This is a genomic window from Sulfitobacter pacificus (assembly GCF_030159975.1).
In the GTDB taxonomy this organism is placed as follows: domain Bacteria; phylum Pseudomonadota; class Alphaproteobacteria; order Rhodobacterales; family Rhodobacteraceae; genus Sulfitobacter; species Sulfitobacter pacificus.
The window spans coordinates 3,527,241-3,548,083 of sequence record NZ_BSNL01000001.1; the positions used below are offsets into that span (position 1 = coordinate 3,527,241).

Consider the following 20,843-nt stretch of genomic DNA (forward strand, 5'->3'; position numbering starts at 1 on the left):
GCGCGTGGCGGTTAGGTCTTTACGACCGTGCGTTGTTCCCAAACATCACGCTCTACCACCCAGCTTTGCCAGATGCCGTCTTTGCCGTTCAGCTGTAGCGCCCCCTCGCTGACAAGGGTTGCGCCCAGTTTGGCAGTGGCCCGTTGCGAGCGGATGTTGGCGGGATCAATATGCAGCCAGACCTGATCCACATGGGCAAAAGCAGCGCTGAGCATCAGTGATTTCATTTCAAGGTTGCTGGCACCGCCCCACCAGTCACGGCCCAAAAAGGTGTAGCCGATAGAGATACCATCCCCCTGTTGCGGGGGTGTGTAGTAGCGCGAACATCCGATGACCTGCCCGGTGCTGGCAAGGGTGGCGGCCAGCGTTGTTTTGCTGGCCAGCAGCATATCGAAATAGGGGGCGAACACCGCCTGCTGATGGCGATCCTTGGCGGGGTGGCCGGCCCAGACAGCGGGATCTTTGGCCACGTCATAAAGTGGGCCAAGGTCATCACCATGCAGGGGACGCATCCCTAGGGTTGCGCCGGTGAGGGTTGGTTGTGGATCAAAAGCGGGGTGCATCACGTCATCCATGAAAAAGGGGCGCACCATTTGCGGCGCACCCCCTGACACTGAAACGCGACATGCGTCCCGTCTATTGTTTTATTGTACCATTACGCCGGTTTAGCCCTTGGCGGCTTCGATCTTGTCCTGCGTTTTCGTGTCGAAATCCGAGGCATCGTGACGTTCGTGCAGTTGCATCGACAGATCATCCCCAAAGGCCCGATTGACCATGCGGCCACGTGTTGTCGCGGGGCGGGCATCAATCGCCTCTGCCCAGCGCAGCACGTTTTTGTAGGATGTCACGTCAAGGAATTCAGCCGCCGAATAGAGACGCCCCAGAACCAGCTGCCCGTACCATGCCCAGATCGCCATATCGGCAATGGAATAATCGCCTGAGAAATGTTCGTTCTCGGCAAGGTGACGGTCCATCACGTCAAGCTGGCGTTTGGTTTCCATCGCGAAACGGTTGATCGGATATTCGAATTTTTCGGGTGCATAGGCGTAGAAATGACCAAAACCGCCGCCCAGATAAGGCGCGCTGCCCATTTGCCAGAACAGCCAGCTGAGCGCCTCTGTGCGTTGCGCCGGGTCGGTTGGCAAAAAGGCCCCGAATTTTTCAGCAAGATAAAGCAGGATCGAGCCGGATTCGAACACCCGCTGCGGGGCATCGCCGCTGTGATCCATCAGCGCGGGGATTTTGGAGTTGGGGTTTACGTCGACAAAACCGGAGCCGAACTGATCGCCCTCACCGATATTGATGATCCACGCGTCATATTCAGCACCTGTGTGACCGGCGGCCAGCAGCTCTTCCAGCATCATGGTGACTTTGACGCCATTGGGTGTGGCGAGAGAATAAAGCTGCAACGGGTGTTTACCGACGGGCAGCTCTTTTTCAGAAGTAGGCCCGGCGATGGGGCGGTTGATCGAGGCGAATTTGCCGCCTGATTCTGCATCCCATGTCCAGACTTTTGGCGGGGTGTATTCGGGGGTGTCGGTCATCGCGGCCTCGCTTGGGTTATGTGTTCCACTGCAACTTGCATGGTTCGGTTGCGAAGGACCAGAGGGTTTGGTGGGAAGGGCCGCTCAAGATTATGTGTTGGGGCAGGGGTTATTGATTGCATAATACAATTAATGTATAATACATATATTATGAATTATGAAACTCTACCGCATTACTGGGTGAACCACCTTGGCTTCCAAATTCGAAAGAAGCTTGAGGAGGGGTTTGCTGCCAAGAAACTTGATGTGACGGCGGAAGAATGGGCGCTTTTATTGATCCTGAGTAATCACGAGAAGTTGAGCCCGACGGACCTGTCACAGCTATCGCTGCGCGACACGACGACTGTGTCGCGGATGCTCGACCGTCTTGAACGCAAGGCGTTGATTGCGCGCAGGCGCACCCACAAGGACCGCCGGAAAGTAGACATTGAGATGACGCCTGCCGGCAGAGAGCTGTTTCCCGAGCTGGCCGAGGTTGCGCAGTCTTTGATCGCGGCGTCGCTGGTCGGGGTAGCGTCAGAGCACCAAAAGGTTGTGACCGGGATCCTGCGGAAAATGTCAGCAAACCTCGCGGAAATGAAAGGAAAACCCGATGTATAACTACGATCAGTTCAGCGCCAAGGATTACGACCTCATTAATTTCCGAGGTCCGAAGCCGGGAACCGCTGCGCCGGATTTTGAATTGACCAGTGCAGAGGGGGCGTCTGTCAGGTTGCTGGAATTCGAAGGTGACTTCCTTGTTCTGGAAATGGGCAGCTTGACCTGTCCCTTGTTTCAGGGGCGCCGGAAAAGCATGAATGATCTCAAGAGCAGTCATCCAGATGTAAGCACTGCTGTTCTTTACGTGCGCGAGGCCCATCCCGGCGCGAACATTCCGTCCCATCAAACAAATCAAGACAAACAAACTTGTGCTGGCCGCCTTCTGAAAGACGGAGAGAGGCGCCGCATACTCGTCGATGACTTGGAAGGAACGGCGCATCAGGCTTATGGCGGGTATCCGAATTCGATTTTCATCATCAATCGGAACGGTTGTGTCGTCTATGCCTCTGACTGGAACAACCCGGATACAACGCATCGAGCATTGTCGTGCCTGAAGCAGGGGAAACCAGCTGACCTGAGAGCCTGGTTCAAGCCGGTACCTCCGTCGGTCAGCCTGAAAATATTGAAAGCAGGCGGCAAAGGTTCCATGAGCGACTTCCTGCGCGGGCTTCCGCGTCTGATCTGGAACAATCTCGTGCTTCGCAATATCCGACTTTTGAACGGCCGCGCCATTGGGGTTTTGCCAGATACAGAGTGCTGAATTTCGGCCAGTTGATTGGACCTGCTGAATATCAATTGATGGTTTGCGTTGGAACCAGAACTTTGGCCGCGCCTGGATAGGGCAACCTTCCCGTTGCCTTGCAGGAAGGTCGCTTTCCTGCGCCGGGCGGAAATCCCGCTCCGCTCCACAGCAAAAAGGCCGCCCCGCAGGGAGCAGCCTTTTTCAAATCTTACGCATCAGGCGGAAAGGTTCAGCCCGAGATGAACGCGGGATCAACCCTGGCGGGCTTTGAACCGGCGCTGCGTTTTATTGATCACGTAAACGCGGCCCTTGCGACGCACAACGCGGCAATCACGGTGCCGGTTCTTGAGCGAGCGGAGCGAATTGCGAACTTTCATGTTCCAACCTTTCCATCTTTGGCCCCGCCTTATCATCAGACAAGGACCAGCGCCGGGTTACGGGCGACCCCGCCACCCTTCGAAAGAAGGCGTTGGGGCCAGTGAATTTCGTGGTGGGCGATACTGGGATCGAACCAGTGACCCCTTCGATGTCAACGAAGTGCTCTACCGCTGAGCTAATCACCCACTTTCCTGCGCAAACCCCAAGCCCCAAACAAAATGGGGCGCGAAATACCGCGCCGGTTGGGTCGCTATAAAAGGTTGCGTCGCGACGATCAAGGGGGCTTTTGGCATTCCCTGAAATTGGGTTATGTTGGCATCCAAAGGGGAGCTTATGCCCAAGTCTGCATATGATGTGATTGCGCCTGAAAAAGACCGTTCTTGTGTGGTTTTTGCTTCGCCCCACTCCGGGCGGGACTATCCGTGGACGTTTTTGCGCTCGACTGTGCTGGACGAGCATGTGATTCGCTCTTCCGAAGATGCTTTTGTTGATCTGATGTTTGATTGTGCCCCGGAATATGGGGCGGTTTTTATCAAGGCGGGGGCACCACGGGCCTTTGTTGATCTGAACCGGGCGGCGGATGAGTTGGATCCGGCCTTGATCGAAGGGGTGCGTCGGGGGGGGCACAATCCGCGCATCGCCTCAGGACTGGGGGTGATTCCCCGCGTTGTGGCCAATGGCCGTGCGATTTATCGCGGCAAATTGACCAGTGCAGAGGCGCAGCGGCGAATCGATAGATACTGGCGACCCTATCATGAGAAGTTGCAGAGTTTGCTTGATGCGGCCCAGCGGCGACACGGGCAGGCGGTGCTGATCGACTGTCATTCCATGCCGCATGAGGCGATGGATGGGGTGGCACGTTCCGGTGTGAAGCGCCCCGATATCGTGTTGGGCGACCGCTTTGGTGCTGCCGCAGCGGGAGAGGTTGTGGACCGGGTCGAGGCGGCGTTTATCGCGGCAGGGTTTGTTGTTACCCGCAATACGCCCTTTGCAGGGGCCTATATCACTCAGGCTTATGGGCGTCCGGCGCAGGCACAGCATGCCGTTCAGGTGGAAATTGATCGTTCGCTTTATATGAACGAAACATTGGTCCGCCCGAACGGCGATTTCGAGGATGTGCAACGCGCCCTGCGTCAGGTTGTGGCGGAAGTGGCGCGAATCGGATTGGGGCGGGTGCCCCTGGCGGCGGAGTGATGCGCTAGCGTCCTGACCTTAGGCTGGGTGTAGCCGCAGCATCCCAACCCCGATACAGAGGACTGCCACACCGGTGGCGATTGTGCGCATCTGGTTCCAGAACTGCCAGCCCGGCGAATAGGCCAGCCAGATTGCGCGGGCGGCGTCGATGTCATCGGGCACGATAACCTGCGCCAGTTCTTCATTCATCGGCACATTGACGGCCATGGTCAGAACAACCCCCAGCAAGGCAGAGAGGATTGTTGCCGCCGCGAACCAGGGCATGGCGCGACGTTGGGCGTTGGCAGCCAGCACGATGGTGGTGATCAGCAAAACCACCGGTGTGCCAAAGAATGCGGGGGCAAAGACCACATTGCGCACCGAAGCATTCATTGCCTGCATGGCGGCAATGGCAACACGCGGGTCAGCCGCATCTAGCCCCCACATGGTGGAACAGATCCAGGCGTAAAAGAAACCAAACAGGGCGGCGGTCAGCAGCAGGCTGATCAGGCAAAGGGGCGTGGTGAGGGATTTCATCGGGCATCTCCAGTAACCGTATTGATGTGTACGTCTTTACATATCCGTATCGTCATGTACGGCTGTTTGTCAAGCAGACCAAGGACACAGGATGCGCGAAGAGAAACGTCAGGCCCGGATGGCCGAGATAGAGACAGAGGCCTATGCGCTGTTTGATGCGCTGGGATTTGAGGGGACGTCGATGCTGGCGCTGGCCAAACGTGCCAAGGCGTCGAATGAAACGCTGTACCGTTGGTACGGGGATAAACACGGGCTGTTTGAAAGCATGGTGCGGGCGAATGCGGCGCAGGTGAGGGCGCAATTGACGGAGGCGGCAGAGGGGCAGGCCGACCCGTTGACGCGGCTGGCCAAGCTGGCCCCGGTTCTGTTGGGCATGTTGCTGGGGCCACGGGCGATTGCGCTGAACCGGGCGGCGGCCACCGACCCGACAGGTGCCTTGGGGCGGCTCTTGGCCAAAGGAGGGCGCGAGGATGTCTTGCCGCTGATCAGGGCGCTGTTGTCACAGGCGATTAGCGAGGGGCAGTTGAAGCTGCCGCAAAACGGCGACATCGGTGGGGTGTTCATGCATCTGTTGGTGGGAGATCAGCAGATCAGGCGGGTAATCGGCACCATGGCAGCCCCGACCGAGGATGAAGTTGCCGAAAACGCAAAGGTCGCATTGGCGCAGTTCACCGCCCTGTGCACTAGCGCAGCGCCCGCCCCTTGACGATTGCCTTGGCCCCGTAGCGGGCGCGGATCGCATCGGTGGCGCGCTCCGCCTTGCTGCGCTGGCCCGCTTCGGGATCCAGCAGATCACCGGCCTTATCGGCCCCTTCGGCGGGGCTGAGGTCGGAAATACCCACACCAATCAGCCGGTAGGGGCCGGTTTCGTCGAGTTGGTCAAACAGGGCTCGCGCGGTGCGGTAAATCCTGTCGGCCAGCTGTGTCGGGTCACTGAGGGACACACGCCGCGTCAGGCTGGTGAAATCGCCGCGTTTGAGTTTCAGCGTTACGATACGGCCGGCAATGTCCTTTGCCTTGGCACGATCTGATACCTGTTCGGACAGCCGCCACAGGTGCCCGTCAAGGATATCGGGATCGCCGGTATTGTCGTTAAAGGTGGTTTCCTTGGACACGGATTTCACCGGATCATTGGGGGAGATGCGGCGATGGTCCTGCCCCCGCGCCAGATGCCACAGGCGTTCGCCCATGCCCCCGAAGCGCGCGATCAAATCGGTTTTCTCCCAGCGTAGCAGATCGGAAAAGGTGCGGATGCCCGCCTTGTCCAGCGCCACCTGCGAAACGGCACCGACGCCCCAGATCAGCTTTACCGGGCGATCACGCAGGAAATCGGCGGTTTCCGCCTTTCCGATCACGGAAAACCCATGTGGTTTATCAAGGTCAGAGGCGACCTTGGCGAGGAATTTATTGTGACTGAGGCCAATCGATCCGGTCAGGCCCAGTTCGTCTTTTATCCGGCGCACCAGACGCGCCAGCATCACCGAGGGCGGCGCGCCATGCAGGCGGGCGGTGCCGGTCATGTCAAGGAACGCCTCGTCCAGCGACAGGGGTTCGATGGCGGGTGTCAGTTCCTCCATCATCGCGCGAATGGCGCGCGACGCCTCGACATAGGCGTCCATACGGGGTTTGATGATCACCGCCTCCGGGCAGAGCTTCAGCGCCTGAAACATCGGCATCGCGGATCGCACGCCGCGAATACGCGCAACATAACAGGCGGTCGAGACCACGCCGCGCCGCCCGCCGCCAATGATGACGGGTTTGCCGTTTAATTCGGGATTGTCACGTTTTTCGACCGAGGCATAAAAGGCGTCACAGTCCATGTGGGCGATGCACAGGCTGTCGAGTTCGTCATGGATCAGCACACGCGGGCTGCCGCAGGCGGGACAGCGCCGCGCGGGGGCAATCTGGGTCAGGCAATCGCGGCAAAGGGCGGCCATGGCGGGGCACCGGCGTTAAGGGATCCGGGTGTAAGAATAACGGGCGGAGGCGCAAATGAACACAGAGGATGATGCGGGTTTTAAGGGCGCAAAGCTGGCGCTTTTTCTTGGTCAGCAGCTTGTCGTGATCCTGCGGGATGAGAAACCAAACCTGTCTTTTCCGGGGCATTGGGACCTGCCCGGGGGTGGTCGCGAGGGGGAGGAGACACCTTTTAAGTGTGTTCAGCGTGAATGTTTTGAGGAATTGGGTCTGACAGTGCTGCGTGAAAACATCCGCTGGGCGCGGCGTTTTGGGCAAGCGGGAACGGATGTCTCTGTATGGTTTTTCGTGGGGCGGCTGCCGTTTGACGCGGTGAAAGATATCCGGTTTGGCGATGAGGGGCAGGAATGGCGGATGATGGAGGTAAGAGAATTTCTGAACCACCCCAAGGGGATACCGGAATTTCAGGACCGGTTGCGGATCTATCTGCGAGAAAGAGAGGAGACTGCGGGGCAAGAAAAACCCCCGCTGCCTTAAGCGGGGGGAAAGGTGACGAACATCAGGAAGATCCAGTTCGTCGGGGAGTATCACCTAGGGTAAACCTAGCACCAAGACAGCTAATCACATAGTCAGGAATGCCCGTCTTTGGGGTCAATTCGACCATTGTGCTGTTATTGCTACAGTCACAGGTTGAATCCCTTTACGCCGAAAGCTCTGCCAGAATGGCACGGGCGGCGGCGGCGGGATCGGGGGCCTGCCAGATTGGGCGGCCCACGACGAAGTGATCCACGCCGTTTTTGACCGCCTGAGCCGGGGTTGCCACGCGCTTTTGATCGCCAAGCGCGGCCCCCTGCGGGCGCACGCCGGGGGTGACGATCAACTTACCAGCCGCCTCGGGCAGGGCGCGGATTGCGGCGGCCTCTTGCGGGGAGGCGATAACCCCATCTGCACCGGCCTCCAGCGCGCGGGCAGCACGGGTCAGGACCAGCTCAGGCAGATCCCCCGGCTGGATCAGCGCGGCATCCAGATCGGCGCGGTCCAGTGAGGTGAGGATGGTCACGCCAAGGATTTTCAGATCGCTGCCGGCGGCACCTTCCTTGGCGGCGCGCACCACATGGGGGTCACCATGCACGGTCAGGAAATCGAGATCGAATTGCGCCAAGCCGCGCACGGCGGCCTCGACCGTGGCCCCGATGTCGAACAGTTTCATGTCCAGAAAAATACGTTTGCCTTGTTCCTGCTTCAGCTCATTGGCCAATGCCAGCCCGCCACCGGTCAGCATCCCCAGGCCGATTTTATAAAAGGACACCGCATCGCCAAGCTTGTCCGCCAATTCCAGTCCCGCAACGGCGTTGGGAACATCAAGGGCAACGATCAGGCGGTCATCTGAGGGGGAAAGTGGCATGGGGGAGGCTCCTGCTGGGGAAAATGCAAACGATCCTGACTTACGCGTCACCGGTTGGGCTGTCCATTGCAGAGGCAAAGAAAAGTGAAAGCCGGCCACGTATTGCACGTGACCGGCTCGAGGGTGGGCGATCCGTTCAGCACGGTGCCCGTTTTACCACGCATATGGGCGACCATGCGTGGTGGTGTGTGACTATGCCGCCTGCTGCCAGGTCATGCCGTCCGGTGCGGTTTCGACCCTGCGGGTGTGCAGGCCTTTGCCGGACGCGTGGCGATGTTTGGCCTGCTGGGTTAGTTTGAAGGCTGCCATGGCAAGCGGCATCATCAATGCGCCTTCGACAGCGCAGGGGTAATGGTAGATGGTGCCGTCTGCCTTGAGTTCGACATTTGCCTCAAACATATTGGTGACGGGATTATACGTGATAGAGTCTGGGGTAACTTTCTTAATCTGCATTTTACGCCTCCGGTGCCTGACCCTTTTTGCGGGCCTTGGGTGTATTTTGCGGCATTGCCGCCTGTAGGTAAGGGGGAAAACCAGTCGGTTTGCTTCACAAATAGCGCTAAGCGTCGGTTTTCATGCGGCCGAGGTAAGGGGTTGGGCCATCACATCCTCAAGCCAGCGCTTTGAATCAAATGCCCGACGTCCGCCACGTCGGGCGAAACCCGAGGGCGACAGGTGTGAAAACATGCCGCCACGGTTCCTGTGACGCCGCAGTGCCTGTTTTGCCAGTCCTTCGGCGGCCTGTTCAAAGCTCATTGAAATGGGTGCCTTGATGGCACAGGCATAACTCCGCCGCCCGCCGCGGTCCAGAACACGCACCGCAGCTTCGAACTGCTGTTCGGCGGCGTTATAGCGGACGTCCGTTAGCTGGATTGGGCTGGTAAACATTTGGCACCTCTGACCTTTCTGTCTTTGTGCAGATATGGTTGCTTTCATTGCTGTAAGAACGAATGAACCTGGTGTTTAGTTCCGAAGCGGGTTTTGCCACTGTGGGTAATTCAGTATAAGTGTTTAAGAACAGTGGGTTACATTGGTATAAATCTGTCGTGAGTCAGTGAAACATTTGCAGATGGCTGCATGTTATGTAAAATTTATGCGGTGGAATTTCTGATTTTCGCGGCATGTCCGCTTGAACCTGCGACAGGGGTTCCCAAATAGATCATGAGGCCCAAAAACCTGCGTGCCGCCAAGCGGGCGCAACACCATCGGGCGCTTATAAAAAGGAGAAATACCATGGACTTGAGCAAGTTCACGGAGCGGTCGCGCGGTTTCATTCAAGCGGCGCAGACCATCGCAACACGCGAGAACCACCAACGGCTGACACCGGAACATATTTTGCAGGCTTTGCTGGATGATGATCAGGGTCTGGCCAGCAATTTGATTGCCGCTGCTGGGGCGGATGCCAATCGGGTGCGTGAGGCGCTACAGCTGTCGATGGGCAAGTTGCCCAAGGTGACGGGTGATGCGGCGCAGGTCTATCTGGACAACGCAACCACCAAGGTTCTGGCCGAGGCTGAAGCGCTGGCCAAGAAGGCAGGCGATAGTTTTGTGCCGGTTGAGCGGATCCTGATGGCATTGTGCATGATCAAATCAGGGGCCAAGACCGCGCTTGAGGCGGGCAAGGTCACAGCCCAAGGGCTGAACACCGCGATCAATGACATTCGCAAGGGGCGTACAGCGGATACGGCAAGCGCCGAGGACGGCTATGATGCCTTGAAGAAATACAGCACCGATTTGACGGCGCGGGCTGAAGAGGGCCGGATTGATCCGATCATCGGACGTGACGAGGAAATTCGCCGCGCGATGCAGGTCTTGAGCCGTCGGACCAAGAACAACCCGGTGCTGATCGGGGAACCGGGCGTGGGTAAAACCGCGATTGCAGAGGGCATGGCTCTGCGCATTGTGAATGGTGATGTGCCTGAAAGCCTGCGCAATAAGAAACTGCTCAGCCTTGATATGGGCGCGCTGATTGCCGGTGCGAAATATCGCGGCGAGTTCGAGGAACGGCTGAAAGCGGTGTTGACCGAAGTGACCGAAGCGGCGGGTGAGATTGTGTTGTTCATCGACGAGATGCACACGCTGGTGGGTGCGGGTAAGGCGGATGGCGCGATGGATGCGTCCAACCTGCTGAAGCCGGCGCTGGCGCGGGGTGAATTGCATTGTATCGGTGCGACCACGCTGGACGAATATCGCAAACATGTTGAAAAAGACGCGGCTTTGGCGCGGCGGTTCCAGCCGGTGATTGTGCAGGAGCCAACGGTGGAAGATACGATTTCCATCCTGCGCGGCATTAAAGAGAAATACGAGCTGCACCACGGTGTGCGCATTGCTGACAGTGCCTTGGTTGCGGCGGCGACGCTGAGCCATCGTTACATCACCGACCGGTTCCTGCCGGACAAGGCGATCGACCTGATGGATGAGGCGGCCAGCCGGTTGCGCATGGAAGTGGACAGCAAGCCCGAAGAGCTTGACGCGCTGGACCGCCAGATCATGCAATTGCAGATCGAAGAGGCGGCGTTGAAGCTGGAGGATGATCAAGCGTCGAAAGACCGGCTTGAAACCTTGCAGAAGGATCTTGCCGATCTGCAGGAACGCTCGCACGAGATGACCGCAAGCTGGCAAGCGGAACGTGACAAGTTGGCTGGTGCGCGTGACATCAAGGAAAAGCTGGACCGTGCCCGCGCCGATCTGGATATTGCCAAACGCGAAAGCAACCTCGCCAAGGCGGGTGAGCTGTCTTACGGGGTGATCCCCCAGCTTGAGAAAGAGCTGGAGGCGGCGGAAACGCGTGAGGAAGGGATGATGGTGGAAGAAGCCGTGCGTCCTGACCAGATCGCCAGTGTCGTTGAACGTTGGACAGGCATTCCCGCAGGTAAGATGCTGGAAGGCGAGCGCGACAAGCTGCTGCGCATGGAAGAGCAGTTGCATGGCCGCGTGATAGGGCAGAATTCCGCGGTGACAGCGGTGGCCAATGCGGTGCGCCGGGCGCGTGCAGGGTTGAACGACGAGAACCGTCCGCTGGGCAGCTTCCTGTTTCTGGGGCCAACCGGCGTGGGTAAGACCGAGCTGACCAAGGCGGTGGCCGAGTTTCTGTTTGATGACGACAACGCCATGGTGCGGATTGATATGTCGGAGTTCATGGAGAAACACGCGGTGGCCCGGCTGATCGGTGCCCCTCCCGGCTATGTCGGGTATGATGAGGGCGGTGTTTTGACCGAAGCGGTGCGGCGCAGGCCCTATCAGGTGGTGCTGTTTGACGAGGTCGAAAAGGCGCACCCGGATGTGTTCAACGTGTTGTTGCAGGTTCTGGATGATGGTGTGCTGACCGATGGTCAGGGACGTACGGTTGATTTCAAGCAGACGCTGATCATCCTGACGTCGAACCTGGGCGCGCAAGCGTTGAGCCAGCTGCCGGAAGGCGGCGACATGGCGGGCGCCAAACGTGACGTGATGGATGCGGTGCGGGCGCACTTCCGCCCCGAGTTCCTGAACCGTCTGGATGAAACGGTGATCTTTGACCGTCTGGCCCGCGAGGACATGGCGGGGATTGTCGATATCCAGTTGGGTCGTTTGCTGAAACGGCTTGCCGGTCGCAAGATTGAGCTGGCTTTGGACGATGGCGCGCGGCAGTGGTTGGCCGACGAAGGTTATGATCCGGTGTTCGGTGCGCGGCCTTTGAAGCGGGTCATTCAGCGGACTTTGCAAAACCCGCTGGCCGAGATGCTGTTGTCAGGTGATGTGCGTGACGGCGACCGGATTGAAGTCAGTGCCGGTGCGGATGGCTTGATCATCGGTGACCGGGTTGCAGCCAGTAATCGACCCAAACCGGATGATGCAACCGTGCATTAAGGTGCTGGTTTACGGATGAAGAAAACCCCCGAAGCTTGGTCAAGCTTCGGGACCCCCTTTTGGGCACTGGCTGGGGTCCGTCTTCAGGGCATTTGAAGAAAATGAAATCGACCCTTTTCAGGATCGCCAACTTCTAGTAGCAAACCCTTACTTCGGTCCGGGCGGCTTGCCGTCTGGTTAAAAGGGAACGTGGTCCGGCCATCTGGCCAAATCCACGACTGCCCCCGCAACTGTAGGCGGAGAGCGAAGCCGGTATATGCCACTGTCACGCAGCGCGTGGCGGGAAGGCCCGGCCCAGCAATGATCCGCGAGTCAGGAGACCTGCCGAGGTATTCACCCTGTCCGGGCGCGAGGGGCGTCGGGGCTGCGGAACTTCCGCGTGTGGTGTTTTCACCGTCTGCGGGGGCTCTCCCTCAAATGACATATTGCAGTCCAAAGGTCCTGCCGGGCCTTACCCGAGGGTTATTTCCATGCTCCGTTTTTCTCTGTTGGCGTCCGTCGCCGTTTCCCCCCTTTTGTTCACAGCCGCATCAGCGCAAGACACTGTTGATCTGGGCGAGATCGTCATCTCGGGTGGTTTATCCCCGATCGAGGCGGACGCTCTTGGCCGTTCCGCCAGCGTTGTCACCGCACAGGAAATCGAGGCGCGTGGGATCACAACGGTACAGGATGCCCTGCGTGCCCTGCCGGGTGTTTCCGTCAATGGCTCCAGCACCAGCTTTACGCAGGTGCGCATCCGGGGCGGTGAGGGGAATCACACATTGATTCTGATCGACGGGATCGAAGCGGCGGGTGGGGATGGTGAATACATCCTTAGCGGCTTGGAAACGGCGAATATCGAACGGGTTGAGGTGCTGCGCGGGCCGCAATCGGTTTATTACGGTTCGAATGCGTCAGCCGGGGTGATCAATATCATCACCCGCAAAGGTGGGGTCGGTGAAACCTATACGGCCACGCTGGAGGTTGGCGATGCAACAACGGCGACGGCTTTTGTCTCGCGCAGGAGCGCGCGGGGCGGGGTGTCCTTTTCGTTCTCTCACAGGGATGACCGGGGCTATGACCAATCGGGGAGCGGCGGCGAGAAAGACGCGCTTGAGCGGACCACGGCGATCCTGTCGGGTGACTATCTGGTGACAGACGCATTGAAGCTTGGCTTTACCCTGCGCCGGGCGGCGGAAGAATACGATACCGATCCTTCCCCCTTTGGGGCGGTGGATGCTGACAGCTATGTGGTGGATGACCCGACAACCGGGGCCACACGTGACGAATGGACCGCAGGGGTCTATGCCGATTACGAGATGATGGGTGGACGGATGACACACCGGCTGTCGTTTGAAAAAACCGAATATGAATCGACCTATAACCGCGGCATGCCGACGACGACGGACACGGAAGCGTTGAAATACCGGTTGAGTTTCGGTCTTGACGGGCGCGCGGTGGCGGAGGCGGATCACCTGCTGAACCTGTTGCTGGAAAACGAACAGGACAACAGCAGTTCCAACCCGCATTACGGTCGGCAATCGACATCTGTGGCATTGGAATATCGCGGCAGCTTTGCCAACGGGCTGGATGTGCAGGCGGGTGCACGTTTTGACGACAATGATGTGTTTGAGGACGCCACAACCTGGAGCGTCGGGCTGTCCTATCAGTTTCCTGACAGCGGGATACGGTTGCATGCCTCTGCGGGTACGGGGATCGTAAACCCGTCCTATTTTGAGCTTTATGCCGCGGATTTCGGGTACCTTGGCAATCCTGATCTGAGACCCGAACAAAACAAGAGCTTTGATATCGGGGCCGAGTTCGAGGTTTTGCAGGGCCGCGGGTTGATCGACGTCACTTACTTCAATGAAACGCTGACGGATGAAATCACATCAGTCAGCACCGGCGCGGGCACGTATTCGTTTGAAAATCAGGCCGGAGATAGTGACCGTCAGGGGCTTGAGGTCTCGGGCAGCCTGCAAGCGAGCGATGCTTTGGCGGTGCGGCTGGCCTATACTTACATCGATGCCAAGAACCCTGACGGCAGTGTTGAGGTGCGTCGTCCGCGGCATGAGTTTACCCTTGGGGCGACGCTGGACAGTTTTGGCGGCCGCGGCACGGTGTCGGCAGATATCCGGCATGTATCGGGTAATTTTGGCAAACAGTTCTTTGGCAGTTTCGCCACCGTCGAATTGCCCGCCTATACCACTGTTGATGTGGCGGCAACATATGCGCTGACGGATAGTCTGACCCTAAACGGGCGGATTACAAATCTGTTTGACGACGATGCTGTTGATGTCTGGGGGTTCGCATCACGGGGACGCGCGGCCTATGTTGGTATCAGTGCAAAGTTCTAGCATGCTGCGGGCACTCTGGTTTGCGGGTGCGCTGATCGCAGCACCCGTGGCCGCAGTGGCTGACACGCCTGAAAGGCGCGAACCGCCCCAAAGGGTCGTGTCGATGAATCTGTGCACCGACCAGCTGGCGATGATGGTGGCGGGTGAGGGACAGCTTTTGTCTGTGTCCTATCTGGCCTCTGACCGGCGCAGTTCCGCAATGGTGGAGCAAGCGGCGGCCTATCATCGCAATCACGGTTTGGCCGAAGAGATCTATCTGTTGCAGCCTGATCTGGTGGTCGCGGGCAGTTTCAGTACGCGGGCCACGGTGGATATGCTTGGTCGGCTTGGCATCCCGGTGGCGATGTTTGACCCGGCCTATGCCGTTTCGGATGTGCAGGACCGGCTGGCGCAGATGGGTGAGGTGCTGGGCCAGCAAGGCCGCACATCGGCGCTGATTGCGGATTTTGAGCACCAGCTTGCCCGCTACCTCAGTGATGTTTCGATGCGCCCACGCGCGGCACTCTATTATGCCAATGGGTATACATCAGGTGACAAAACGCTGGCAGGGCAAATTCTGAACCTTGCCGGGCTGGATAATATCGCAGTTGAACAAGGTTTTGGCGCGGGCGGGGTTATACCGCTGGAGGTTCTGGCGCTGGCCCAGCCGGAAACAGTGATTACCAGCCGCCCGTTTCCCGGTGCCTCGCGGTCGGAAGAGGTCAAGGATCATCCGGTGATCAAGACCCTGCGCCGCAAACACCCGGAGGCCGCGATGACCGACAGTGACTGGGTTTGCGGTACACCTTTCGTGTTGCGGGCCATCGAAGATATGGTGGCGCTGCGCCAAGAGATGCAGAAGGCAGATCCATGATGCGCTTGATGTTGATTTTGACAGTTTTGGTCGGGGCGTTGTTTGTTGCGGCCCTTGCGGTCGGTCCGGCGGATATCGGGCTGTTTGAAAGTCTGGGGGCATTGGTGGGGGGCGATGCGGGACCGCTTACCCTTGTGATGCGCGAAATCCGCCTGCCGCGCGCGCTGTTGGCGCTGATGATCGGTGGTGGGCTTGGTCTGGCCGGGGCTGCAATGCAGGGTTATCTGCGCAACCCGCTGGCGGATCCGGGGCTGATTGGTGTGTCCAGCTCTGCCGCCCTGGGGGCGGTGCTGGCCATTCAGACGGGGCTGTCGGCCAGTTTTGCCTTTGGATTGCCGTTGGCGGCACTGGTGGGGGCGGTGATTGGGGTTGTTCTGGTGTTGGTGCTGGCGGGGCCGCGTGGATCGTCGCTGACGCTGATCCTTGCAGGCATCGCTATTTCGGCGCTGGCCGGGGCGTTGACATCTTTGGTGTTGAACCTGTCCCCCAACCCCTTTGCGGCCAATGAAATTGTGTTCTGGATGATGGGATCGCTTGCAGACCGTTCGATGACCCATGTCTGGATCGCCCTGCCATTGATTCTGTTGGGGGCGGTGATGCTGATCACGCTGGCGCGGGGGCTGGATACGCTGACATTGGGTGAAGACGCAGCAGAGGCGATGGGCATCGGTCTGCGCCGGATGCGGCTGACGCTGATTTTTGGCACCGCTGCTGTTGTCGGAGCGTCCACTGCCGTGGCCGGAGCCATCGGATTTGTCGGGCTGGTGGTGCCGCATCTGTTACGCCCCTTTGTTGGCGCACAGCCGGGACGGTTGCTTTGGGCCTCTGCCCTTGGTGGGGCGGGGATGTTGCTGGCGGCTGATATTGTTGTACGCGTTGTGCTGCCGGCGCGGGATCTGAAGCTGGGCGTGGTCACCGCTCTGATCGGCGCACCGCTGTTTCTGCATCTTATCTACCGCACGCGGAGGGAAGGTTTATGACTCTGCTGACCCTGAAAGACTTTGGTGTCACCCGGCGCAAACGCGAGGTTCTGCGCGACGTCAACATGACCGTTGATCAGGGGGAGCTGATCGGCATCATAGGTGCGAATGGGGCGGGCAAGACCACATTGATGCGCGCGGCTATGGGGCTGATCGACAGCACCGGGCATAGTTCATTGGCGGGGTTGTCGCCATATGCGCGAGGACGCGCGGTGGCGTGGATGCCGCAATCGCGTGAAATCGCCTGGCCGGTGGATGTGGAAACGCTCGTCCGATTGGGCCGGACACCCCATCTCGCCGCGGGGCAGCGCCCGCAGGCTGAGGATTTTGCCGCGGTCGAGCGGGCATTGCTGCGCATGGATCTTGGTGCGTTGCGGGGGCGTACCGCCACCCGTCTGTCAGGCGGTGAGCAGGCAAGGGTTCTGATCGCGCGGGCATTGGCACAGGAGACACCCTTGCTGATGGCGGATGAGCCGATCGCAGGTTTGGATCCGGCGCATCAGATTGCCACCATGCGCAGCTTTGCCGATCTGGCAAGTGAAGGCCATTCGGTGATCGTTTCCTTGCATGATCTTGGGCTTGCCGCCCGCCATTGCACCCGGTTGATTGTCATCGACAAGGGCGGGTTGGCTGCGGATGGCCCCCCGCAGGAGGTGTTGAGCGCCGCGCGCGTTCGCGAGACCTTTGGCATCAGTGCCTATTTCAAAACCACTGCGGAGGGCCCGATTTTCCAGCCGCTTGAGGTGGTGGCATGAGCGCTGTCACGCTGGCGCGGCCCTGGCTGACCTTCGAACTGGGCCGCGAGATGCAGGTGCTGAGCTGGGCCATTAACCGTCCGGGTTTTGTGATGGCGCGGCGTATCCTCTGGCGGGAGGTGCGCAATGCGGATTTGCCGCAAGACATGGATGTGAGGCAGTGGCTCAAAGGTGAGTTACACGCACGGGGTGAGGATGGTTGCGTCGCTTTCCTGACCTCGCGAGATGTCACCTGTTACACCCAAAGCTCTGTCACAACAGAGGGTGTGACGGCGGAGTCTGTGGCGACCGTCGGCCTGTCCAACGCGGAACGGGTTGGCAGCCGGGTGGAACGGCAGATGCCGGATTGGGGCACGATCAATATCGCGGTGCGGCTGAGTTGCGGTTTGTCACAGACCGCATTGATTGAGGCAATCAGCATCGCCGCGCAGGCCCGGACCGCAGCAATTATCGAGGCCGGGCTGGCGTTGCCGACAGGGCTGGCGACAGGCACGGGCACGGATTGCATCGCGGTTGCAGCGCCCATGGGCACAGAGGAGTACGCCGGTCTGCACACGTCAATTGGCGCGGCCTTGGGGGCAGCCGTTTATGACGCCACTACGCGGGGCGCGCAGGAATGGAAATCAGACGTTGGATCACGTCAGAAAGCGGGGACAGAATATGCTGGATCTTGAGAATATACTGCAACAGGGGCTGTGCGAGAGCGAGGCCGGTTGGAACATGGGGTCATTCGGTGCAATCGCCGAATTTCATCACGTCGGAGAGGAAGCCCCGCCGCAGCCCAATGCGCCGCTTTGTCAGGTCACGGCGCGCGGCGGTGTGCGGATCGAGCGGTTGGAGGGCGTGCGCCCTGTAGCTTATGAGACCCTGAGCCCGCGGGCGCATCGCTGGTCGCAGGCCGTATCCCTGTGCCTGCCCGAGGCGGAAGCGATGATGCACCGGCGTGACGTCTTGACCGAACTTGGCCCCGACACTGCCGCCCTGCGGGAGGAGGATCGCACAGCGGTTCTGTTTGACATGGGGTTGGCACAGCCGCAGGTCGATTTTTGCATTCGCACGGCGGATGAAAACCTGATGCGTGTATTGCGTGAAAATGCCGGACGATCGCTGATGGAACAGGGCAATCCGGCGATGGGGAGGATCCTTGCAGCGCATCCCCATCGGGTTGCGCTGACAAAGATTGGGCGGGTTGAGGTCTATCAGATGATCGGCGGACCTGACACGGGAGGAAAGTCACCGGAGGGGCCGCATACACATGTCTTGCCCAAGCTGTTGCGGGCGGGCCGGACACATTCGGCAAACACACCTATCCCGGATGGCTGGGTGCCCTGCGCGGGGTTTCATCCAGAAAGCCCGGTGTTTGATCGCATGGGCCAGGACAAGGATTTCAGCCGCGCGGCGTTTGATGCCTTTCAAACCCTGTTACGGGCTTGGGGCCCGGAGGATTATCTGTCGGCAAAACGGGCCTGTTGGGCAGCGCTTGAAGACAATCGCGAACCGGACAGCATGAGTGAACCCGCCAGCCGCACCGGCCGCGCCGGATTGCGCAACGGGTTGCGCCAATGGCGCCGCTTGCATGGGGGTGGTGCGTTGATCGACCGGTGGTCTGTGGCCTTTGATGCAAGCACCATTGTGGATGAGGTTGACGAGGAAAACCCCGGACATTGATCACGGGGCCATGCCGTGTGCGGGGGAGGGACCCTAAACCCGAACCAACAGATATGACTGGCTGCTGAAATGGTGGTGCAACCTGTGTCAGGGCAGAGCGGTGTTTCGCCCTTTCAACCGTGTTTTGGGCTGGCCCGTGAGGGCGGCCCCTTGTCCGATACTCTGGCTTAGCGCTCCTGCGCAGCGGCTGCGCAGGATCTGACAATCCGGTGTGCTTATTGAAATGATCGGTGAAATCCTTGGTCAAAACCCGCGCAGCTCCTAGGTTCTAGGAGACACGCAAAAGGAGTCATCCGCATGGCGCACCGCTGGATCAATACACTTACCCATAACGACATCACCCCGCACCGAGCATTTCTGAACCGGCGGCAAGTGATGGCGGGGCTGGCAGCTGGTGCCGGATTGGCGGGCATTGGCGGGGCGGCGCATGCGGCAGATGGGCTGGAGCCGAACAGCTATGAGGATATCACGCAGTACAATAACTATTACGAGTTCGGCACCGGCAAAACTGATCCGGCCCGCAATGCCCATACGCTGACGACCTCGCCTTGGACGGTCAAGATTGACGGGATGGTGGACAAGCCGGGTGATTATGCCATGGCCAGCATCATGGAGGCGATGACCATCGAGGAACGTATTTATCGTTTCCGCTGTGTCGAGGCGTGGTCAATGGTGATCCCGTGGAACGGTTTCGAACTGGCGGATCTGTTGGGAATGGCCGGTGTGCAGTCGGGGGCAAAATATGTCGCCTTCGAAACCGCCAACCGCCCTGACGAGATGCCGGGTGTGCGTTTCCCCGCGTTGGATTGGCCTTATGTCGAAGGATTGCGACTGGATGAGGCGATGCATCCGCTGACCATCATGGCGACGGGGATTTACGGTAAGCCGATCCCGAACCAGAACGGCGCACCGATGCGTCTGGTGGTGCCGTGGAAATACGGGTTCAAATCCATCAAGTCGATTGTGCGTATCACGCTGACCGATCAGGAGCCGCCGACCAGCTGGAACAAGGCGAACGCGCGCGAATACGGGTTCTACAGTAATGTGAACCCCGAAGTGAGCCATCCGCGTTGGTCGCAGGCGAGTGAACGGATGGTCGGCGGGGGGCTGTTTGCCAAACGTCAGCCGACCCTGATGTTCAACGGGTATGAGGAAGAAGTCGCGGCCCTATATGAAGGCATGGATCTGAAGGCGAATTTTTGACGCATATATATAGTATAGGTCGGGAACGGTCGCAGGGGCGCGGATAGGCAGATGGACAGGATCAGGGATCAGATCAACGCAACCGCGCGGCGCGTCCCGACCTGGGCTGTCTATATACTATGTCTTCTGCCCGCACCCTACTTCTTCTATCTGGCGGTGACGGGGAACCTTGGTCCCGATCCGGTCAAGCCGCTGGAGCATAAATATGGCGAGTTGGCCTTGCAGCTGTTGATCGCCGGATTGTGCATCACACCACTGCGCCAGCATCTGGGGATCAACCTGATCAGGTTCCGGCGGGCCCTTGGACTGATGGCTTTTGCGTATGTGACTTTTCATCTGCTGGTCTGGGCGGTGCTGGATGTGCAGACACTGGGCCGCGTCGTCGAGGACATCATCAAACGTCCCTATATCACCATTGGCATGGCGGGGTTTGCCCTATTGCTACCCTTGGCCCTGACTTCGAATAATTACGCGGTGCGCAAACTGGGTGTGAAATGGCGCAAGCTGCACAAGCTGACCTATCTGGCGGTGTTTCTGGGGGGGGTGCATTACATCTGGCTGGTCAAAGGCATCCAGCTGGAACCGCTGATCTATATGGCGGTGATCCTGGGATTGCTGGCGCTGCGGCTGCGGGGACGTAAACCCTCGCGGATCGCTGCCTGAACGCAGAGATTATATAGAGAGAAGAGAGTGAGAGTAGTGAAGCCGCCCATTGATGGGGCGGCTTTCTGCGTTCCGGGTGATTTACAGTGTGCTGTGCCACGTGTCTGTCGACTCGATTTTGGGGTGTTTGCCTGTGACTCACCCGACTCAATCCGGATTTCGGCGAGGGATTCCCGGCTTTTTAACGAGTCGCCTGGGCATTTAGCTTTTGAATCGTGTGAATCTGTTTGAGATTGTGTGGGGGAATGGTGTGAGTCTTGATGTGTCTTGTTGGTAAGTCTGTGGATAACCCCAGATGTT

22 protein-coding genes, 1 tRNA gene and 1 riboswitch are annotated in these 20,843 nt (G+C 59.0%); of the genes, 14 read left to right on the top strand and 9 right to left on the bottom strand.

What is annotated here, in order from left to right; genetic code table 11:
• Nucleotides 1-11 precede the first annotated feature (11 nt).
• Together QQL78_RS17620 and yghU are read right to left on the bottom strand one after the other, a co-directional pair.
• Nucleotides 12-593 carry a GNAT family N-acetyltransferase gene (locus QQL78_RS17620; protein ID WP_284375340.1) on the bottom strand — a complete coding sequence of 194 codons (582 nt, stop codon included), beginning with the start codon at nt 591-593 and terminating at the stop codon, nt 12-14.
• 72 nt (nt 594-665) lie between these two features.
• Complete coding sequence (gene yghU / locus QQL78_RS17625; protein WP_284375342.1) at nt 666-1,544, bottom strand: glutathione-dependent disulfide-bond oxidoreductase; 879 nt, start codon at nt 1,542-1,544, stop codon at nt 666-668.
• Nucleotides 1,545-1,694: 150 nt separating this feature from the next.
• Between yghU and QQL78_RS17630 the strand changes: the two genes are divergently transcribed.
• Together QQL78_RS17630 and QQL78_RS17635 are read left to right on the top strand one after the other, a co-directional pair.
• Nucleotides 1,695-2,144: a MarR family winged helix-turn-helix transcriptional regulator gene (locus tag QQL78_RS17630; protein WP_284375343.1), complete on the top strand. Its 450-nt coding sequence runs from the start codon at nt 1,695-1,697 to the stop codon at nt 2,142-2,144.
• Complete coding sequence (locus QQL78_RS17635; protein WP_284375345.1) at nt 2,137-2,844, top strand: deiodinase-like protein; 708 nt, start codon at nt 2,137-2,139, stop codon at nt 2,842-2,844. Before QQL78_RS17630 ends, QQL78_RS17635 begins: the two co-directional genes overlap by 8 nt.
• A gap of 233 nt (nt 2,845-3,077) precedes the next feature.
• Here the strand turns inward: QQL78_RS17635 and ykgO are convergent, their stop codons facing one another.
• On the bottom strand, nt 3,078-3,203 hold the full coding sequence (gene ykgO / locus QQL78_RS17640; RefSeq protein WP_005850168.1) for a type B 50S ribosomal protein L36: 126 nt from the start codon (nt 3,201-3,203) through the stop codon (nt 3,078-3,080).
• A 111-nt stretch (nt 3,204-3,314) separates the two neighbouring features.
• Nucleotides 3,315-3,389 (bottom strand) — tRNA-Val (locus QQL78_RS17645).
• A gap of 148 nt (nt 3,390-3,537) precedes the next feature.
• Between QQL78_RS17645 and QQL78_RS17650 the strand changes: the two genes are divergently transcribed.
• Nucleotides 3,538-4,398 carry an N-formylglutamate amidohydrolase gene (locus tag QQL78_RS17650; protein WP_284375347.1) on the top strand — a complete coding sequence of 287 codons (861 nt, stop codon included), beginning with the start codon at nt 3,538-3,540 and terminating at the stop codon, nt 4,396-4,398.
• A gap of 18 nt (nt 4,399-4,416) precedes the next feature.
• Here QQL78_RS17650 and QQL78_RS17655 read toward each other — a convergent pair whose 3' ends face one another.
• Nucleotides 4,417-4,914, bottom strand: a complete 498-nt coding sequence (locus tag QQL78_RS17655) for an anthrone oxygenase family protein (RefSeq protein ID WP_284375349.1) — start codon at nt 4,912-4,914, stop codon at nt 4,417-4,419.
• Nucleotides 4,915-5,005: 91 nt separating this feature from the next.
• Here QQL78_RS17655 and QQL78_RS17660 point away from each other — a divergent pair, with 91 nt between their 5' ends.
• Entirely contained in the window at nt 5,006-5,620 is a 615-nt protein-coding gene (locus QQL78_RS17660; RefSeq protein WP_284375351.1) for a TetR/AcrR family transcriptional regulator, read from the top strand.
• Here the strand turns inward: QQL78_RS17660 and QQL78_RS17665 are convergent.
• Nucleotides 5,598-6,851 (bottom strand): DNA polymerase IV, encoded by a 1,254-nt coding sequence (locus QQL78_RS17665; RefSeq protein ID WP_284375352.1) that lies wholly within the window; start codon nt 6,849-6,851, stop codon nt 5,598-5,600. The two genes, QQL78_RS17660 and QQL78_RS17665, sit on opposite strands and share 23 nt — an antisense overlap.
• 55 nt (nt 6,852-6,906) lie before the next feature.
• Here QQL78_RS17665 and QQL78_RS17670 point away from each other — a divergent pair, with 55 nt between their 5' ends.
• Nucleotides 6,907-7,368: an NUDIX hydrolase gene (locus QQL78_RS17670; protein WP_284375354.1), complete on the top strand. Its 462-nt coding sequence runs from the start codon at nt 6,907-6,909 to the stop codon at nt 7,366-7,368.
• Nucleotides 7,369-7,531: 163 nt separating this feature from the next.
• On the opposite strand, the gene pyrF is transcribed toward QQL78_RS17670, so the two are convergent.
• The 3 genes from pyrF to QQL78_RS17685 all read right to left on the bottom strand — a co-directional run bounded on the left by pyrF (nt 7,532) and on the right by QQL78_RS17685 (nt 9,124).
• Entirely contained in the window at nt 7,532-8,236 is a 705-nt protein-coding gene (pyrF, locus tag QQL78_RS17675; RefSeq protein WP_284375356.1) for an orotidine-5'-phosphate decarboxylase, read from the bottom strand.
• Nucleotides 8,237-8,428: 192 nt separating this feature from the next.
• On the bottom strand, nt 8,429-8,689 hold the full coding sequence (locus QQL78_RS17680) for a hypothetical protein (RefSeq protein ID WP_284375358.1): 261 nt from the start codon (nt 8,687-8,689) through the stop codon (nt 8,429-8,431).
• Nucleotides 8,690-8,809: 120 nt separating this feature from the next.
• Nucleotides 8,810-9,124, bottom strand: coding sequence for an orotidine 5-phosphate decarboxylase (locus QQL78_RS17685; RefSeq protein WP_284375359.1), 315 nt, complete (start codon nt 9,122-9,124; stop codon nt 8,810-8,812).
• A 345-nt stretch (nt 9,125-9,469) separates the two neighbouring features.
• On the opposite strand from QQL78_RS17685, the gene clpB reads away from it, so the two are divergent.
• From clpB to msrQ, 9 genes are all read left to right on the top strand, one after another.
• A complete protein-coding gene (gene clpB, locus QQL78_RS17690; protein WP_284375361.1) occupies nt 9,470-12,085 on the top strand; it encodes an ATP-dependent chaperone ClpB in 2,616 nt (871 codons plus the stop codon).
• Between the two features lie 136 nt (nt 12,086-12,221).
• A riboswitch (cobalamin riboswitch) is annotated at nt 12,222-12,428 on the top strand.
• A gap of 127 nt (nt 12,429-12,555) precedes the next feature.
• Entirely contained in the window at nt 12,556-14,421 is a 1,866-nt protein-coding gene (locus tag QQL78_RS17695; protein ID WP_284375362.1) for a TonB-dependent receptor plug domain-containing protein, read from the top strand.
• Nucleotide 14,422: 1 nt separating this feature from the next.
• Nucleotides 14,423-15,274 carry an ABC transporter substrate-binding protein gene (locus QQL78_RS17700; protein ID WP_284375364.1) on the top strand — a complete coding sequence of 284 codons (852 nt, stop codon included), beginning with the start codon at nt 14,423-14,425 and terminating at the stop codon, nt 15,272-15,274.
• Entirely contained in the window at nt 15,274-16,254 is a 981-nt protein-coding gene (locus tag QQL78_RS17705; protein ID WP_284375642.1) for a FecCD family ABC transporter permease, read from the top strand. The genes QQL78_RS17700 and QQL78_RS17705 overlap by 1 nt, the downstream gene beginning before the upstream one ends.
• Nucleotides 16,251-17,009 (top strand): ABC transporter ATP-binding protein, encoded by a 759-nt coding sequence (locus QQL78_RS17710; protein ID WP_284375367.1) that lies wholly within the window; start codon nt 16,251-16,253, stop codon nt 17,007-17,009. The genes QQL78_RS17705 and QQL78_RS17710 overlap by 4 nt, the downstream gene beginning before the upstream one ends.
• Nucleotides 17,006-17,683 carry an adenosylcobinamide amidohydrolase gene (locus QQL78_RS17715; protein WP_284375369.1) on the top strand — a complete coding sequence of 226 codons (678 nt, stop codon included), beginning with the start codon at nt 17,006-17,008 and terminating at the stop codon, nt 17,681-17,683. The genes QQL78_RS17710 and QQL78_RS17715 overlap by 4 nt, the downstream gene beginning before the upstream one ends.
• A complete protein-coding gene (locus QQL78_RS17720) occupies nt 17,670-18,677 on the top strand; it encodes a DUF6925 family protein (protein WP_284375371.1) in 1,008 nt (335 codons plus the stop codon). The genes QQL78_RS17715 and QQL78_RS17720 overlap by 14 nt, the downstream gene beginning before the upstream one ends.
• A 297-nt stretch (nt 18,678-18,974) precedes the next feature.
• Nucleotides 18,975-19,880: a protein-methionine-sulfoxide reductase catalytic subunit MsrP gene (msrP, locus tag QQL78_RS17725; RefSeq protein ID WP_284375372.1), complete on the top strand. Its 906-nt coding sequence runs from the start codon at nt 18,975-18,977 to the stop codon at nt 19,878-19,880.
• 51 nt (nt 19,881-19,931) lie between these two features.
• Nucleotides 19,932-20,543, top strand: a complete 612-nt coding sequence (gene msrQ, locus QQL78_RS17730) for a protein-methionine-sulfoxide reductase heme-binding subunit MsrQ (RefSeq protein ID WP_284375374.1) — start codon at nt 19,932-19,934, stop codon at nt 20,541-20,543.
• Nucleotides 20,544-20,843: the final 300 nt, after the last annotated feature.